At 64.9% G+C, this 13,748-nt stretch carries 13 protein-coding genes; 6 read left to right on the forward strand and 7 right to left on the reverse strand.

Annotated elements, in window-relative coordinates; genetic code table 11:
* Nucleotides 1-220: 220 nt before the first annotated feature.
* Together B116_RS0119135 and B116_RS0119140 are read right to left on the reverse strand one after the other, a co-directional pair.
* On the reverse strand, nucleotides 221-574 hold the full coding sequence (locus B116_RS0119135; RefSeq protein WP_027660992.1) for an ArsR/SmtB family transcription factor: 354 nt from the start codon (nucleotides 572-574) through the stop codon (nucleotides 221-223).
* Nucleotides 571-1,014 carry an SRPBCC domain-containing protein gene (locus tag B116_RS0119140; protein WP_026321303.1) on the reverse strand — a complete coding sequence of 148 codons (444 nt, stop codon included), beginning with the start codon at nucleotides 1,012-1,014 and terminating at the stop codon, nucleotides 571-573. The genes B116_RS0119135 and B116_RS0119140 overlap by 4 nt, the downstream gene beginning before the upstream one ends.
* A gap of 902 nt (nucleotides 1,015-1,916) precedes the next feature.
* Between B116_RS0119140 and B116_RS0119145 the strand changes: the two genes are divergently transcribed.
* The 4 genes from B116_RS0119145 (at nucleotide 1,917) to B116_RS0119160 (ending at nucleotide 5,974) form a co-directional block, all read left to right on the forward strand.
* A complete protein-coding gene (locus tag B116_RS0119145) occupies nucleotides 1,917-2,738 on the forward strand; it encodes a p-hydroxycinnamoyl CoA hydratase/lyase (protein WP_223874622.1) in 822 nt (273 codons plus the stop codon).
* Nucleotides 2,735-4,276 carry an AMP-binding protein gene (locus tag B116_RS0119150; protein WP_027660993.1) on the forward strand — a complete coding sequence of 514 codons (1,542 nt, stop codon included), beginning with the start codon at nucleotides 2,735-2,737 and terminating at the stop codon, nucleotides 4,274-4,276. The genes B116_RS0119145 and B116_RS0119150 overlap by 4 nt, the downstream gene beginning before the upstream one ends.
* Before the next feature lie 90 nt (nucleotides 4,277-4,366).
* Nucleotides 4,367-5,065 (forward strand): DUF899 domain-containing protein, encoded by a 699-nt coding sequence (locus B116_RS0119155; protein ID WP_027660994.1) that lies wholly within the window; start codon nucleotides 4,367-4,369, stop codon nucleotides 5,063-5,065.
* A gap of 162 nt (nucleotides 5,066-5,227) precedes the next feature.
* Nucleotides 5,228-5,974, forward strand: coding sequence for an SDR family NAD(P)-dependent oxidoreductase (locus B116_RS0119160; protein WP_027660995.1), 747 nt, complete (start codon nucleotides 5,228-5,230; stop codon nucleotides 5,972-5,974).
* Nucleotides 5,975-6,055: 81 nt separating this feature from the next.
* Here the strand turns inward: B116_RS0119160 and B116_RS0119165 are convergent, their stop codons facing one another.
* The 3 genes from B116_RS0119165 to B116_RS0119175 form a co-directional block, all read right to left on the reverse strand.
* Nucleotides 6,056-7,597: a GMC family oxidoreductase gene (locus B116_RS0119165; protein ID WP_027660996.1), complete on the reverse strand. Its 1,542-nt coding sequence runs from the start codon at nucleotides 7,595-7,597 to the stop codon at nucleotides 6,056-6,058.
* Nucleotides 7,598-7,879: 282 nt separating this feature from the next.
* On the reverse strand, nucleotides 7,880-8,755 hold the full coding sequence (locus B116_RS0119170; protein WP_018719931.1) for an SDR family NAD(P)-dependent oxidoreductase: 876 nt from the start codon (nucleotides 8,753-8,755) through the stop codon (nucleotides 7,880-7,882).
* 25 nt (nucleotides 8,756-8,780) lie between these two features.
* Nucleotides 8,781-9,380, reverse strand: a complete 600-nt coding sequence (locus tag B116_RS0119175) for a carboxymuconolactone decarboxylase family protein (protein WP_018719932.1) — start codon at nucleotides 9,378-9,380, stop codon at nucleotides 8,781-8,783.
* A 633-nt stretch (nucleotides 9,381-10,013) separates the two neighbouring features.
* Between B116_RS0119175 and B116_RS0119180 the strand changes: the two genes are divergently transcribed.
* On the forward strand, nucleotides 10,014-10,421 hold the full coding sequence (locus tag B116_RS0119180) for a hypothetical protein (RefSeq protein ID WP_027660997.1): 408 nt from the start codon (nucleotides 10,014-10,016) through the stop codon (nucleotides 10,419-10,421).
* 454 nt (nucleotides 10,422-10,875) lie between these two features.
* Nucleotides 10,876-11,658 (forward strand): helix-turn-helix transcriptional regulator, encoded by a 783-nt coding sequence (locus B116_RS25475; RefSeq protein WP_082312847.1) that lies wholly within the window; start codon nucleotides 10,876-10,878, stop codon nucleotides 11,656-11,658.
* Between the two features lie 61 nt (nucleotides 11,659-11,719).
* Here B116_RS25475 and B116_RS0119190 read toward each other — a convergent pair whose 3' ends face one another.
* Nucleotides 11,720-12,475 carry a maleylpyruvate isomerase family mycothiol-dependent enzyme gene (locus B116_RS0119190; protein ID WP_027660998.1) on the reverse strand — a complete coding sequence of 252 codons (756 nt, stop codon included), beginning with the start codon at nucleotides 12,473-12,475 and terminating at the stop codon, nucleotides 11,720-11,722.
* Between the two features lie 56 nt (nucleotides 12,476-12,531).
* Nucleotides 12,532-13,563 carry an SDR family NAD(P)-dependent oxidoreductase gene (locus B116_RS0119195; RefSeq protein ID WP_027660999.1) on the reverse strand — a complete coding sequence of 344 codons (1,032 nt, stop codon included), beginning with the start codon at nucleotides 13,561-13,563 and terminating at the stop codon, nucleotides 12,532-12,534.
* Nucleotides 13,564-13,748 lie beyond the last annotated feature (185 nt).

A 13,748-nucleotide genomic window follows, 5' to 3' on the forward strand; every position in this document is an offset into this window, starting at 1 on the left:
GAATCCCAGCCACGTGTTCGAGGCCGATTGTGCAGCGTGTTATGACACAGAGCCGAGGACCGTTGACACCCTGTTGCGACCTATTCCTTCGGTCAGTCAGGTGCGTAGGGACTGAGAACTACTGCCGGGTACGCGTGCTGTGTGCCCTCATACCCGGCAGCGGTAATGACTGATGCTCGTCCGCGTCGTTTTGTCCTGTCGACGGGGCACGATCACCGGGTCAGTTGTGTTTCTCTTCGGCTGATTCGGCTACTCGTTTGATGGTGGCCAGCCGTCGATCCCAGTTCGCGGCGATAGCGGTCATCCACTGTACGGTCACGTCCAATGCGGCTGGTCGTACGCCGTACCGTACCTCGCGGCCCACCCGGCGCCCGGAGACCAGTCCGGCAGCGTCCAGAACAGCGAGGTGCTTGACCACCGCCTGCCGCGATACGGGTAGCTGTTTGGCAAGGTTCGTCGCGGTGACCTCGCCCTGCGTAGCCAACAGGTCGAGTAGATGTCGCCGGGTCGCGTCAGCTAGCGCGACGAGAACGCCGTCGACGACATCAGGTTCGCCACGACGTTCTGTCGTCACACAGATGCCTCAGCGCGCTTCTTGAACGCGGCGAAGACCTGGGGCCAACCATTGTCGTTGTTCTTCAGGGCCTCGCTGCGCTGCTCCTCGGTGGCGGCCAGCGCGGCGAAGCCACTCTCCACCACGCGGAGCCGGGTCTTGTCGCCCTCGGCGGACAGGGTGAACTCGACCAGAGTGCTGTTGTCCTCGTGTAGATCCTCGCCGGGGAACGCACTCGCCCAGCGGTACGCCACGTAGGTCGGCGGCTGCACCTTCTCCACCCGGACCGGAAAGTCGCCGTACTCAGGGTTGCGAGCCGTCATGGACTCTCCCTCCTTGGCCACGGTTCCAGCAACCGTCGCCTCGTCGGCTACCCAGAATCCAGGCTGGGCCACCAGTGACCAGACCCGTTCCATGGGTGCAGCGATCAAGGTTTCCCGCTCAATCCGGTCCTCGCTCATCGGTGACTCCTGAACTCCGTCGGTGATTGCCACCACATAGTTGCACGTCACCCTAGGTCGCGCAACCAGTTGGTTGCGCGACACGCGGCATCCCACCAACTGGCGCGCATGCCATGTCGGCTCGGGCCTCATGCTTCTGTTGTCGTGACATGATCTCTGTGTCGTTGGCCGTGCTTCGCGGAGTTGATCTCGAATGAACTGGGGAAGCTTCGAACGTTGATCAACAGTGCTGAGGTGTCGCTGTGGTCGTTACTCTGAAGGCGGATTGTGTCGTGGCATGCCGAAGGTCGAATGAGGGAGGACCCCGCGGCATTGGCCGGGAAACCGACGCGGGCCCGGATCCAGGCCCGCGTGTTGGCGCTGAGCCGAACAGCCCCATCGACCAGCAGCGGCTGTCGCACTGGCTACGGCTCGTTGATCGGTGAAACGGCTCGGACTCGTGGTGGCCCCGACATAGGCGATCCCAATCGGGATCGACCGAGCCGGACACCGCCCTGACTACGCTGTCGACTTTCGATCAGCATCGACGACCGCGGGCGTGCTGACTTCTTCCATAGTGCCCACTACTCGGGTAGGCGAAGCGGGACACAGGCAACGGGCGAACGTTGCCGGATCTGGCAAGCCCGGCCAAAGCAGGACGCCTGCTGGAGTGGACATCGCTGGTGAATTCGGCCTGGGCAATATTTGCTGATCCGGCTAGCCGGAGGGTCGAAGTGATAGCTGCCGACAGTAGGCCAGTTGGGCTAGGCAACTTCAAAGAAGCGCCACAGATCTCCACTTGTGATGCTCGAACCGCGGCGGGCCCACAGGAGGCTGAACAGTCGACATCGGATTGTTCACCCAGGGGCCATGGTTGCGCGCGCCCCCTATTTGCCCGACTGACCGGAAAGAGGATCGAGATGATGGTGCTGGAGACCGTGAACCTTGAGATGGACGGCCCGGTGGCCACCATCTTTCTGAACCGACCGGCTAAGAAGAACGCCATGAACCCGCAGATGCACCGGGATATGAATCAGGTCCTCGACACGATCGAGGAGGCCGGCAACGTCAAGGCGGTCGTGGTGACCGGCATCGGCGACAGCTTCAGCGCCGGGATGGATCTCGAGGAGTGCTTCCTGCAGCCGTTCGACGACCCGCAGCTGTTCTACCGGACGAATCTGGTCGCGCTGAACTGGTTCAAACGGCTGAAGGCGTTTCCGGCGGTAACCATCGCCAAGGTCAACGGGTTCGCGTTCGGCGGCGGTGTCCTGGTTACCGGAATCTGCGACTTGGCGGTGACGACGGATACCGCACTGTTCGGCCTTTCTGAGATTAACTTCGGGATCTTCCCCGCCGGCGGTGCCACCTGGGCGGCGACCCATAACTTGCCCCGCAAGCAGGCGCTCTACTACATCCTGACCGGCGACACCATGACCGGCCAGCAGGCGCAGGAGTACGGCCTGGTTAACAAGTCCGTGCCGGCCGATCAGCTGGACGCCGAGACCGACCGGATCGTACGGAAGATTGTCAAAAAGAACCCGGTCACCCTTGAGCTGGCCAAGCAGGTCTACGAGCGGACCACCATGATGGACTTGCCCACCGCCATCGACTACGACCAGGCCAAGCTCTGGGAGCTGTCCCGGCTCAGCGGCAACGAATGGGTCAACGTCGCCCTCAAGCAGTTCGAAAAGCGCGCCTACCAGCCGGGGCTGACCACCTACAGCCGGGCCGAGGCCAGGTCATGACCGGGACGCCGAGGACGATCGGCATTCCGGATCTGTCGCTGCCGGCATTCGTGCTGCAGCAAGCCGAGCACTACGGCGATCGTATGGCGCTGGTTGACGTGTCAGGTGGGGACGGCTACACGTACCGCCAGCTGGTCGCGACGGTGCACCGACTGGCCGCCGGGCTACACGCGCGGGGCTTGCGCAAGGGCGACGTGCTGGCGGTGCTCGCGCCAAACGTGCCGGAGTACCCGATCGTGGTGCTAGCGGCCTCGTTGGCCGGCGGCACCGTCGTCGCGCTCAACCCGATCGACACGCTGGACGATCTCGCCGGCCATCTCACCGACGCGGGCGCGAAGCTGTTGGTGACCGTGCCGTCCGAAGTGCCCAAGGCTACGGCGCTGACCACCCGTACCACGGTCGAGGAGGTCGTGGTCATCGGCGCGGCGGACGGTGCTAGCTCGCTGTCCGAGCTGTTCAGCGAAGACCCGCTACCGGAGGTGACCATCGACCCTGCCCAGGATGTCGCGGTACTGCTGCACTCCAGCGGTAGCACCGGACATCCGAAGGGGGTCATGTTGACCCACCGCAACATCGTCGCCACCGTGCTGCAGACCAGGACGGTCACGCCGCTCGGCGCGGACGAGAAGGTACTGGCCATGCCACCGTTCCACCACGCGTTCGGTTTGATCATGGTGATGAGCGCCAGCCTGCTGCAGGGCGCGACCATCGTAACGATGCCGAGGTTCGACCCCCAGGGATACCTCGAGGCGATCCGCGACCACCGGATCACCCGCCTCTACATCGTCCCCACCCTCGCCGTCCTGTTGGCCAGGAGCCCGCTGCCGGACAGCTACGATCTCTCGTCGATCCGATCGATCGTCTCTGGCGGGGCCGCGCTCGACCCCGAGATCGCCCGGATCTGCCGGGAACGTCTCGGTTGCCACATCGCCCAGGGGTACGGCCTCACCGAGGCGATGACGTCGTTCATGCAGCTCGAGGAGCCATTGGTGCCCGCTTCGGTGGGCCGGACCGCGCCCAACGTCGAGTGCCGGGTCGTCGATGTGACCACCGGGGACGAACTCGGTGCCAACCACCAGGGTGAGATCCTGATCCGGGGACCGCACGTGATGAAGGGGTACCTCAACGCGGCCGAGGCAACTCGAAAGGCGCTTCGGCCGGATGGGTTCCTGCGCACCGGAGACCTCGGCTACCTCGACGACGACGGCGAACTGTTCCTCGTCGACCGGATCAAAGAGCTCATCAAGTACAAGGGACAGCAGGTGTCCCCGGTCGAGCTCGAAGCGGTCCTGATGACCCATCCCAAGGTGGCTGACGCCGCGGTCATCGGCGTGCCGGATGAGGACGCGAGCGAGATCCCGAAGGCTTTCCTCGTGACGAAGGAGCCGACCACACCAGAGGAGATCATGGCCTTCGTCGTTGACCGGGTGGCTCCGTACAAGAAGATTCGACAGGTCGAGTTCATTGACCAGATTCCCCGTACTCCGGTGGGCAAGATCGAGCGGCGCAGGCTGAAAGAGCGGACGTTCGTCCCGTAGCCGGTGCCGGAAAGCGGGAAGAAGTCCCGGGGACCAGTTACCTGTCATTCTGACGATGGATAGTTCCGGCTGAAGTTCTGAGGAGATCTGATGAACCCCCCAAAGGTTGTCTCCCGAAAAGAATGGCTGACGGCGCGAACCGCCTTGCTGGAAAAAGAAAAGGAAGTCACCAAGGCGCGGGATATGATCGCGGCGGAGCGCCGTAATCTCCCGATGGTCCAGGTAGAGAAGGAATACCGATTTGAGGGGCCGGACGGAGCCCTGAGCCTGCTGGACCTTTTCGAGGGGCGACGCCAGCTCGTCGTGCGACACTTCATGTATGCCCCCGGCGACAAGGAGGGCTGCATCGGCTGCTCGATGCAGGCGGACAGCGTCGGGGAACTGTCGCACATGTGGGCCCGGGACACCACCTTCGTGATGATCTCCCGGGCTCCGCTGGCCGATTTCCAGGCGTTCAAGGCGCGCATGGGCTGGGAGATCCCCTGGTACTCGTCGTTCGGCAGCGACTTCAACTACGACTACGAGGTCTCCACTGAGCAGGGCGAGTCGCCCGGCGTCAGTGCCTTCTACCGCGACGGCGACGATGTCTACTTCACCTACTCGATCTTCGATCGGGGTGGCGAGATATTCAAAAATTTCTACAATTACTTGGACATCACGCATCTCGGCCGGCGTGAGGACGAGCTCGAGCACCCGTGGGACTGGTGGCGCCACAAGGATCGGTACGACGTGGAGGACGCGACTGGTCCGGGAAGCAACTGGTGGAACGGCACCAGATTTAAGAAGTAGCCGCTGATCCCGGCAGGACGGCTCCGGCTTCTGGTGAATCCACGGGATCACCGGAAGCCGGAGCCGTGGGCCTGTCTCGGCGTTCGCGTCGATTGAGCCCGCCCAGCGTGCCGAAGCAGCTATTCACCAGCCACACTGTCATCCCAATCCGAGGGAGGAACCATGAGTGACATGTCGGGCCGGACCACGATCGTGGTCGGCGCGAGCCGCGGCCTGGGCTATGGGATCGCCACCGCATTCGCCGCCGCCGGCGCGCCGGTGATCGCGGTGGCCCGCAGCGCGATGGACTTCCAGGCACCTGCCAACGGTGCCGGATCGATCAGCCCCGAGGTCGCCGACGCTGGCGAAGCTACAGTGCCGGCCACTCTGATCGACGAGTACGAGCCGGAGGTGGTCGTTCTGGTCGCCGGGGCAACTCCGCATATGCGCCCACTGCAGGAGCAGACCTGGGAGACGTTCTCGGTCAACTGGGAGACCGATGTCCGAATCACCTTCCACTGGTTGCGTGAGATGCTGCTCAAGCCGCTACGCGCCGGTAGCCGGGTGATCGTGGTCAGCAGCGGGGCCGTACTCGCCGGATCGCCGCTCAGCGGCGGCTATGCCGGTGCCAAGGCGACCCAGCGTTACCTCACCAGCTACGCGCGAGGCGAGGCGAGGCGGGCCGGCCTGGACATCACCTTCACCACGGTGCTGCCGAGGTTCGCGCCGATGACCGGGGTTGGCCTGCCTGCGGTGCGGGCGTACGCAGCCCGGGCCGGCACGTCGACGGACGACTTCGTCAACCAGATCGGGCCGGTGCTGACTCCGCAGATCGCCGGTGCCGCCCTGGTGGATCTGGTCCGGGCCGATGCCACCACTGTCGCCTCGGACTACCAGCTCGACGGCACCGGGCTCCAGAAGCTGTCCTGACCCCGGGTATCCGAGGTACATGCCCCGCGGGTAGCGCGCTACCCGCGGGGCATGTGCTGTCACCCTGGTCGGTGCCGGCGGTCAGGACGTGTGCAGCCAGTCGGCGAGCCGTTCACCGATCATGATTGAGGTCAGGTTGGTGTTGCAATTGACGATTGATGGCATGACACCGGCATCGCCCACATACAGGTTTTCCGTGCCGTACACCCGCAGCCGTTCGTCAACGACGGCGTCGGCGTCGTCGGCGGTGCCCATCCGGGTGGTGCCGACCGGGTGGTAGCCGCTGTCCAAACTGAGCCGGACGTAGTGACCAAGGATGTCGTCGTCGGCGACCATGTCCTCGCCGAGCACAACGAATCGGTCGCCGCGGTCGACGATGCCCGGTGTCTGCATCAGTTGCCAGCAGGTACGGACCGCGTCGACCAGGATCGCGATGTCCTGATCGGTGGCGAGGAAGTTCAGGTCGATGTCCGGTGGTGAGGTCGGGTCGGCCGAGGTGAGCACCAGCCGTCCCCGGGACTGTGGCCGTTGGTGTACCACCATCACCCCGAAGATGGTCTTCGCCGCGGCGAGCATCCGCAACTCGGGGAAGAGTGTCAGATCGAAGTGATTGATCATGTAGTACTGCAGGTCATTGAACTCGGTCGAGCCCGGGGCGGTGGTGCGCACCATGCTCTGCAGGAAGGCGTCCTGCGGGTTGAACGTGCCTTCCTTCGGCACCATGAACGCGCCGGTGCGCGGGTGGTCGATCAGGGTGCCGCCGACCCCTGGGCGATCGAGCAGCACATCGATGCCGAGCCGGCGCAGATCGGCGGCCGGACCGATGCCCGACCGCATCAGGATGGCCGGCGAATTGACCGCCCCGGCGGCCAGCACGACATTGCGTCCATGGATCTCCTCGATGCCGCCGGCTGGATTGGTCACTTCCACGCCGTGTGCCCGGTTCCCGGTGAACAGCACCCGGTTGACCTGCGCTCCCGAGTAGATGGTGAGGTTAGCTCGACCGCGGGCCATGCCCAGATAGCCCATCGCGGTGGAGAACCGGGTGCGGGTGTCGTTGCGGTTCGACGGGATGGGACCGACCCCGGTGGCCTCAGGGTGGTTGTGATCTTCCACGTCGGGGAAGCCCGCCTTGAGCGCGGCTTCGTGGAAGACGCGCTGCACCGGGGCCAGCTCCTCGGGTCGCCACCGGCGGATCGGAATCGGGCCGTCCTGACCGTGGTACTCGTTAGTAAAGTCCAGGTCGTTTTCAAGCCGCTTGTAGTACGGCAGAACCTCGTTCCAGGCCCACGCCGGATTGCCCAACGACGCCCATTCGTCAAAGTTATTCGGCGTGCCTCGCAGGGCGATAGTCGCGCCGACGGCAGACGACCCGCCAGTCAGTTTTCCACGCGGGAAGATGATACGTCGGCGATCGGTGATCTCGGCATTGAAGTGCCAGTCGTACGTGGACATCGACATGGCGCTGCCGTCGAGAATCTCGGCCGGTGTCTCGGCGACCGCGGCGTAGTCCGGACCCGCTTCCAGCAGCAACACCCTGCGCTGCGGGTCCTCGCTCAGACGGGCGGCGAGTGCGGCGCCGGCGGATCCGGCTCCGACCACCACATAATCGAACTCGTTCATCAAAGGCATCCTTTGGCAGTGTCGAGTAGGCGATCCTGCTTGTCACTTTCGTAGGAGTGGATGCGCATCCGTCACAGGACCTTCACGTCTCCCGATGAGCATCACATTCCGCCAATTCGCGGTGCTTCTCCGCCGTTGCTCAGGGCGTTGGGGCGGGGCTGTCTCGGTCGCACACGGGGCCACTACCAGCGAGGCGCGGGCTGCCACCGGGCCTGCCCCATCCGACCGGACGATCGGTGTCGGTGATGCCCACCGCCGACACCGATCAGTCGGCTGGCACAGTCAGGGGATGGGGAAGAACGCGCGGACGAACCGGTCCCAGTTCCGATCGCCAATCGCCGCTCGCATCCGGGTCAGTAGCCGGGCAGGCACCCCGAGTCGGTACCGGATTCGTGGGTTGGGGTGGGTGACGGCGGTCTCGATTACCTTGGCGACGTGCTCGGCGCGAACCGCCATCTTGCCGCGCAGCGGCGGGTTGTCACTAAGTCGATACGCCTGGTGCCACTGTACGAAGTGGTCCCAGAAATTCTGGTAGAGCGCCGGGTTGCCGTGCGACTGCATGCCGAGGTCGGCGACGCTGTCCGGAACGAAGCCGCCGAGAATCGGCGACGGCTCGATCAGCACCACCTTGATGTCGAACCGGGCCACCTCGTGCCGCAGTGAGTCGCCGATCGCCTCCAACGCGTGCTTGGTGGCCTGGTAGTAACCCCGGCCCGGGGTGGCGAACATCCCGAAGATCGACGACATCAGCACCACCCGGCCGCTACCCTGCTCCCGCATCCCGGGCAGGACCATCTGGGTGAGCCGGCACAGGCCGAAGACGTTCGTCTCGAACTGGGCCCGTACCTCCTCCATCGGTGTCTCGCCGATGGTGCCGTTGAGGCTGTAAGCGGCGTTGTTGATGAGTGTGCCGACCGCGCCGTGTTTCTCGGTAATTCGTTTGACCGCGGCGGTCATCGACTCCTCGTCGGTGACATCGAGATGCATCACGGTGATGCCTTCGGCTGCCAGATCAGCCAGTGCCTCGACGTTGCGGCCAGTGGCGTATACCGGCCAGCCGGCCCGGTGTAGGCGCAACGCGGCGGCCCGGCCAGAGCCCGACGACATGCCGGTCCCCGACGACGCGCCGGTCAACAGGATCGCGCGGGATCGTGTCACGACCGGACTCCCTTCCGACCGGAGGTCACTCGTCGCCCTGGCGGGCGATTCGGCTGCGGTCGGTTGATGTGCCCAACCCGGTCGCGTCGACTAGCCGGTTGATGAAGGCGAACAGGCTGGCGCAGAAGACCGCTTCGAGGATCTCCGCGTCGCTCCAGCCGGCGGCGGAGGCGCGTTCCCAGTCCGCGTCGGTGATCTTGTACGCGCCGGTGCTCACTTTCTCGACCAGCTTCATCAGTGGCCGGGTCCGCTCGTCCACCGGCAGTTCCTCGGCGGTGGACGCGACTGAGACGGCCTCGACCAACTCCTCGCTGCCACCGAACTCGCTCAGGAACCAGCTGTGCGTGCCCACACAGTACGGGCAGCCGTTCAGCTTCGACGTCCAAGCCGAAATCAGCTCTTTGAGGTCGCGGGGCAGGGTATCGCCGTTGAATACGCCCCCGTAGCCGGCGACGACCACCTCGAGCAGCCGGGGGTTTGTCGAGGTAAGCCGGAACATGTCCGGTACGAACGGCAGCCGGGTGACTGCCTTGATCTGGTCGTAGAGTTCAGCGGTGCGGCCCTCCGCATGCTCCTCGTCAATCAGCGGGACCCGGATTCCCGGCTGCTTTGTCGTCGTTTCCATTGAGTGATCTCCTCAGTGGGTGAGCGGGTGCCCGGGTCTGCCTGCGCGTCGACTATTTCCACATCAGACCCGAACTGGGGACGACGCCGCCCGTGCCAGCCGTGCTCCACGACGTGACAGGCGGCATCTGCGGCAACGGTTGACAGGCATTTTGGTCGCCTCATGATGACATACACGACAGGGGCTCCTTCTCTCCCGTATTGCCTATTCGGGGCGCCATTTTTGAAGACGAGCGAGAGATGAGTTCGGTCGGTCCAACCACATGGCGGTAGCCACCTACGCCGTCCTAAACAAATGAAACGGATGAGGTCATGATGCTGGGAAGTCTGTTGCGTCCGATGCTGAGCGGCCTTGGGCTGACTCAGATTCGCTACGTCCCCGCAGTGCAGCGAGGGAGGGCGAGTGGTCTCGTGTCCCGGGGTGATGCTCCATGAGTCGCTGGTCGTGCCCGGATGGCGTCCTGGCCGGCTGAGGAGGCGGTGGCCGCAGCGGTGGCGGCCGGCAACGCCTGTCCGTACTGCACGGTGTTCCACAAAGCATGCTTGCCGCCCTGGGGCTGGGTAGCCCGAACAGGTCCACCTCGGACTGGACGCCGTCGTCGAGTAGGCGATATCAGTACATCACCTGGAATGATTGGACAATCCATGGATCTCGGCCGAGCAACTTCCCGACCTGGCCGGCGTCGCCGTGCTGCTGCACTACCTCAACCGGGTGACCAACGTGTACCTCCATGACATGCCACCCACGGTGCCGGAGCTCGCCCTGCCGCCGGTGTTGGGGCTACTCGACCTCCCGAAGGCCGCCACTGCCCGCAGAGCGCACGCACCAGATGTGGCGCTCGGACTGCTTCCCGTCGCTGAACCGCCTACCGACCTGTCCTGGGCGGTTGGCAACGAGGGTGTCTTACAGACGGTGGATCCGATGGTTACTGAGCGCCGTCGGCAGGCTGGTGTCGATGACCGTACGCTGCTCGAACTCTCCTTCTGGGCGGCGATGGCAGCGGCCCGTCGGGTGGGTAGTTTGCTCCCGATGCGGGGGTAGGTCACTTTCCGTTCGGACAGAAAGGGAATCGTTGAGTGTTGCGGGGTTTTCGCTACGGATGGCACTCGATGGTCAGTCATTGATTGAGCAATAATGTCGAGATCTCGCCGCACTTACTGTTCTCGATTACTGGTATGATCTGAAGTCATCCAGACCGGTCAGAGCCTAGATGTGGAGCATTGTTCAATTCATTACTTGCCCACGGTGAGTCGACACGTAATGAGCGGAGTGTAAGCAGTTACCTCAGTGCACTGTCCACGGCACTCTCATGTAAGGCGGAGAGGCACGTGGTGACGCTCCTTTCTTAGTGAGCGGATGATGTTAGTGCTTCCGGGAAATGCGTTGGAGTGGGTGACCAGCGCGCGAGCGCACTATTCGAGAGGCGACTTGGTCGCCTATAGCCGAATGGAGTTGAATCGCATTGCCTGACGCCGTCGAACGGGCTATTTCCATCATGTGGGACCGCTATCACGAACCACTCTCACTCGATGCTATGGCTGATTCTGCTTTTCTGAGTCGTTTCTATTTTTCTAGATTGTTTCGGTCTAAGACGGGCACATCGCCCGGCCGCTTCCTGACAGCGATCCGGCTGTACAAGGCGAAACACCTGCTGCTGGAGACCAACATGAGCGTCACCGACATCGCCTACGCCGTCGGATACAACAGCTTGGGCACCTTCATCAGCCGGTTCACCCGTAGCGTCAGGATCTCGCCGGCACGCTACCGATGGCTCGCCGAACACGGTATTCCGCAGCTCTCCCAGCCCCGTTCAACCAGCAGCCGGCGATCCGCCACGATCAGCGGAAAAGTGGTGCTGCCGCCGATCGACGTTCCGGTCAAGGTCTATGTCGGAGCGTTCGACAGCCCCATCGTGCAGGGGATGCCGGTGGCCTGCGACATCCTCGAGTCGTCCGGCGACTACCTGCTCACCGATGTTCCGGAGGGTGAGTGGTACCTGCGGGCGGCGGCGATCGCGCTGGAGTACACACCCACGCCACCGTCGACCCGCCGTCCGTTGGCGGTCGGCGGACATGAGCCGCTGTCGATTACGACCGACACCGAGCTGGCCGTGAACCTGGAACTACACGCGACCGGGGTCTTCGACCTTCCCATCCTGATCGCACTGCCCGAGCTCGACGGAGGCGTCCCCGGCGGCGCCCCGAGCCGTCGGTCCCGGGGCCGGGACGAGCGCCGGGCCAGCGGACAGACCCGGGCGATCGGCGCGATCAGGTCGTGACCCCGGTGGCTCACGGTCGCCTGGTCAATGGCGTACGCCGCCGGCCAGGCGACCGGTGGGTTCATTGTGCGGGGACGACGAACGGTCCCCAGGTGAATGCCCGAATCCAGGGTGTCGGGTCCGCGCTCCAGCGCAGCGTACGAATGCGCTCCTCGGTGAGCCGTCCGGACATCGCCAGGTAGACGTCGTACCAGGAGCCGGCGACGGTGGCCGCCGGATCACCCTCACCCACCAAGAACCGGCCAAGATCAGTCTCTACCTGTATCGCAGGTAGTCCGTGGCCACGGGTAGACGCGGAGAGTCCCTTCACCAGAATGCCCATCGCCACCGGTCGTGCCGGGTGGTCCGGTGAGGGTGGTGCCAACCGCAGCGCCCGACGCAGGTCCAACTCATGGGTGTACGCGTCCATGACCAGAATGCCGCGCCGGATACTGAACGGCTCGCCGAGAAGCTGCTCGACCGGCCCGCTCAATCTGGCCCAGTCGTCAAGGAGGGCGCCGATCCCGCCAGCCGGAAGCGGCGCGGTCGCGCGGTCCGCCGGCAGTAGCGAAAACTGGACGCCGGCCGGTCCGGCACCTGGACTCTCCGTAGTCGCGCTACCTGAGACGACCCGGTCGTGCACTCGCGCGCAGACCTGGACCAGGTGACTGGCCAGGTCTCCCACGGTCCAGTCCGGGCAGCTAGGCACGACCACCGTCAGGTCCGTTGAGTCGGTGAGGAGATCGGTCATGTTTCGGCGGACCTGCCGGTAGCCGGCTGCGGCCGGCTCAGCGGCCGTGGTGCCGGGTGCGACGCGTGGGCTGTCGCCTTCGGACATCCTTGCCTCCCTGTTTGGCCGTGTCACCACGGCAGTTCACTGCTGTTGGCAGCTGCCTACGTGCACGGTTCGGTCAACACGCGTCCGGCATTGCCCGCGGAGAGCCGACCGGTCCGGTGCAACCAGCGCACCGTGTCGGCGACCGTCCAGTCGAACGGACGGGCGGCCGGCCCGTGCGGCGGTACGTCCTGCGGCGGTCGTACCGCGCAGGCGCAGACGTAGCAGGCGCCATACTCGGCCGGGATATGCCACGGCCACACCCGCTGCGCCAGGTCGGTGAGTCGTGCGAACGGCAGCATCGCCCGAGCCGGCAGAAACAGCGTCGGTAGCCGTCGGCCGGTGACCGTACGGACAGTGGCTACATAGTCGCGGGTGCTGACGTAGCGCCCCGGTCCGAAGTATCGGTCCAGACCGTCGCTTGACGCGGTGAGCAGCGCCGCGTGCAAGGCGGCGGTGTCACGGACGTCACCGACCGGAAAGCCTCCGGTCGGCCACACCGGCATCATGCCGCGCAGCACGGAGCGCAACCGGGTGGTCTGGTCACCGAGCTTCGGATCGTCCGGACCGAGCAGCGCCGGCGGGTAGGTGATCACCACCGGTGCGCCCTGCTCCTGGTGACCGCGTGCGACCCGCTCAGCGGCGGCCTTGCTGGCCAGATAGGGTTCGCTGGCGGTGCCCACCGGCGAGTGCGGACCGATTGTCGAGGCCGTCGCCGGCAGCAACGCGCCGACCGTGGACACGTAGACCGTACGGGCCACCCCCGCGGCACGGGCCGCCGCCAGCACCAGTTCGGTGCCGCGGACGTTGGTCCGCCGGGTCGCGGCGTGCTGCCGGCTGTCGAACGAGTAGACCGAGGCGGCGTGCACCACCGCATCGGTGCCCCGGACCGCCCGGTCGACCGTGGCGGGATCGGTGACGTCCCCGACCACCACGTCGACCGCGTCGCCGGCAACCTTCAGCGGCGACAACGCTCGGGCCACCCCGCCGGGGTCACGGGCCAGTACCCGGACCCGGTGCCCGGCGGCGACCGTGGCCGCGATCGTATGCGCGCCAACGAAACCGGTGCCGCCAGTGATCAGGACCAGCATTCGGTCTCCCTTAACTCTGCGGAGTACACGGGGCGATAGTCGGGATATCGCCCTCCGTCCCACCAATGAGGTACGGCTGAGCGAAATGAAATTGATCCGATCGTCTCCCGCCAGGCACCGTCGGGTCTTCTTGCATAGTGCCGATTTGGATGGCCCCAATAGTGTAAGTCAGAGGGCAATCGAGG

It is taken from the genome of Salinispora fenicalii (assembly GCF_000514815.1).
Taxonomy (GTDB): Bacteria; Actinomycetota; Actinomycetes; order Mycobacteriales; family Micromonosporaceae; genus Micromonospora; species Micromonospora fenicalii.

Excerpts from the sequence above, each read along its gene's own strand:
- B116_RS0119190 (WP_027660998.1), bottom strand. The coding sequence starts at position 12,475 with ATGTCCGAAGGCGACAGCCCACGCGTCGCACCCGGCACCACGGCCGCT.
- B116_RS25475 (WP_082312847.1), top strand. The coding sequence starts at position 10,876 with ATGTGGGACCGCTATCACGAACCACTCTCACTCGATGCTATGGCTGAT.
- B116_RS0119175 (WP_018719932.1), bottom strand. The coding sequence starts at position 9,380 with ATGGAAACGACGACAAAGCAGCCGGGAATCCGGGTCCCGCTGATTGAC.
- B116_RS0119195 (WP_027660999.1), bottom strand. The coding sequence starts at position 13,563 with ATGCTGGTCCTGATCACTGGCGGCACCGGTTTCGTTGGCGCGCATACG.
- B116_RS0119145 (WP_223874622.1), top strand. The coding sequence starts at position 1,917 with ATGGTGCTGGAGACCGTGAACCTTGAGATGGACGGCCCGGTGGCCACC.
- B116_RS0119165 (WP_027660996.1), bottom strand. The coding sequence starts at position 7,597 with ATGAACGAGTTCGATTATGTGGTGGTCGGAGCCGGATCCGCCGGCGCC.
- B116_RS0119140 (WP_026321303.1), bottom strand. The coding sequence starts at position 1,014 with ATGAGCGAGGACCGGATTGAGCGGGAAACCTTGATCGCTGCACCCATG.
- B116_RS0119150 (WP_027660993.1), top strand. The coding sequence starts at position 2,735 with ATGACCGGGACGCCGAGGACGATCGGCATTCCGGATCTGTCGCTGCCG.
- B116_RS0119160 (WP_027660995.1), top strand. The coding sequence starts at position 5,228 with ATGAGTGACATGTCGGGCCGGACCACGATCGTGGTCGGCGCGAGCCGC.
- B116_RS0119155 (WP_027660994.1), top strand. The coding sequence starts at position 4,367 with ATGAACCCCCCAAAGGTTGTCTCCCGAAAAGAATGGCTGACGGCGCGA.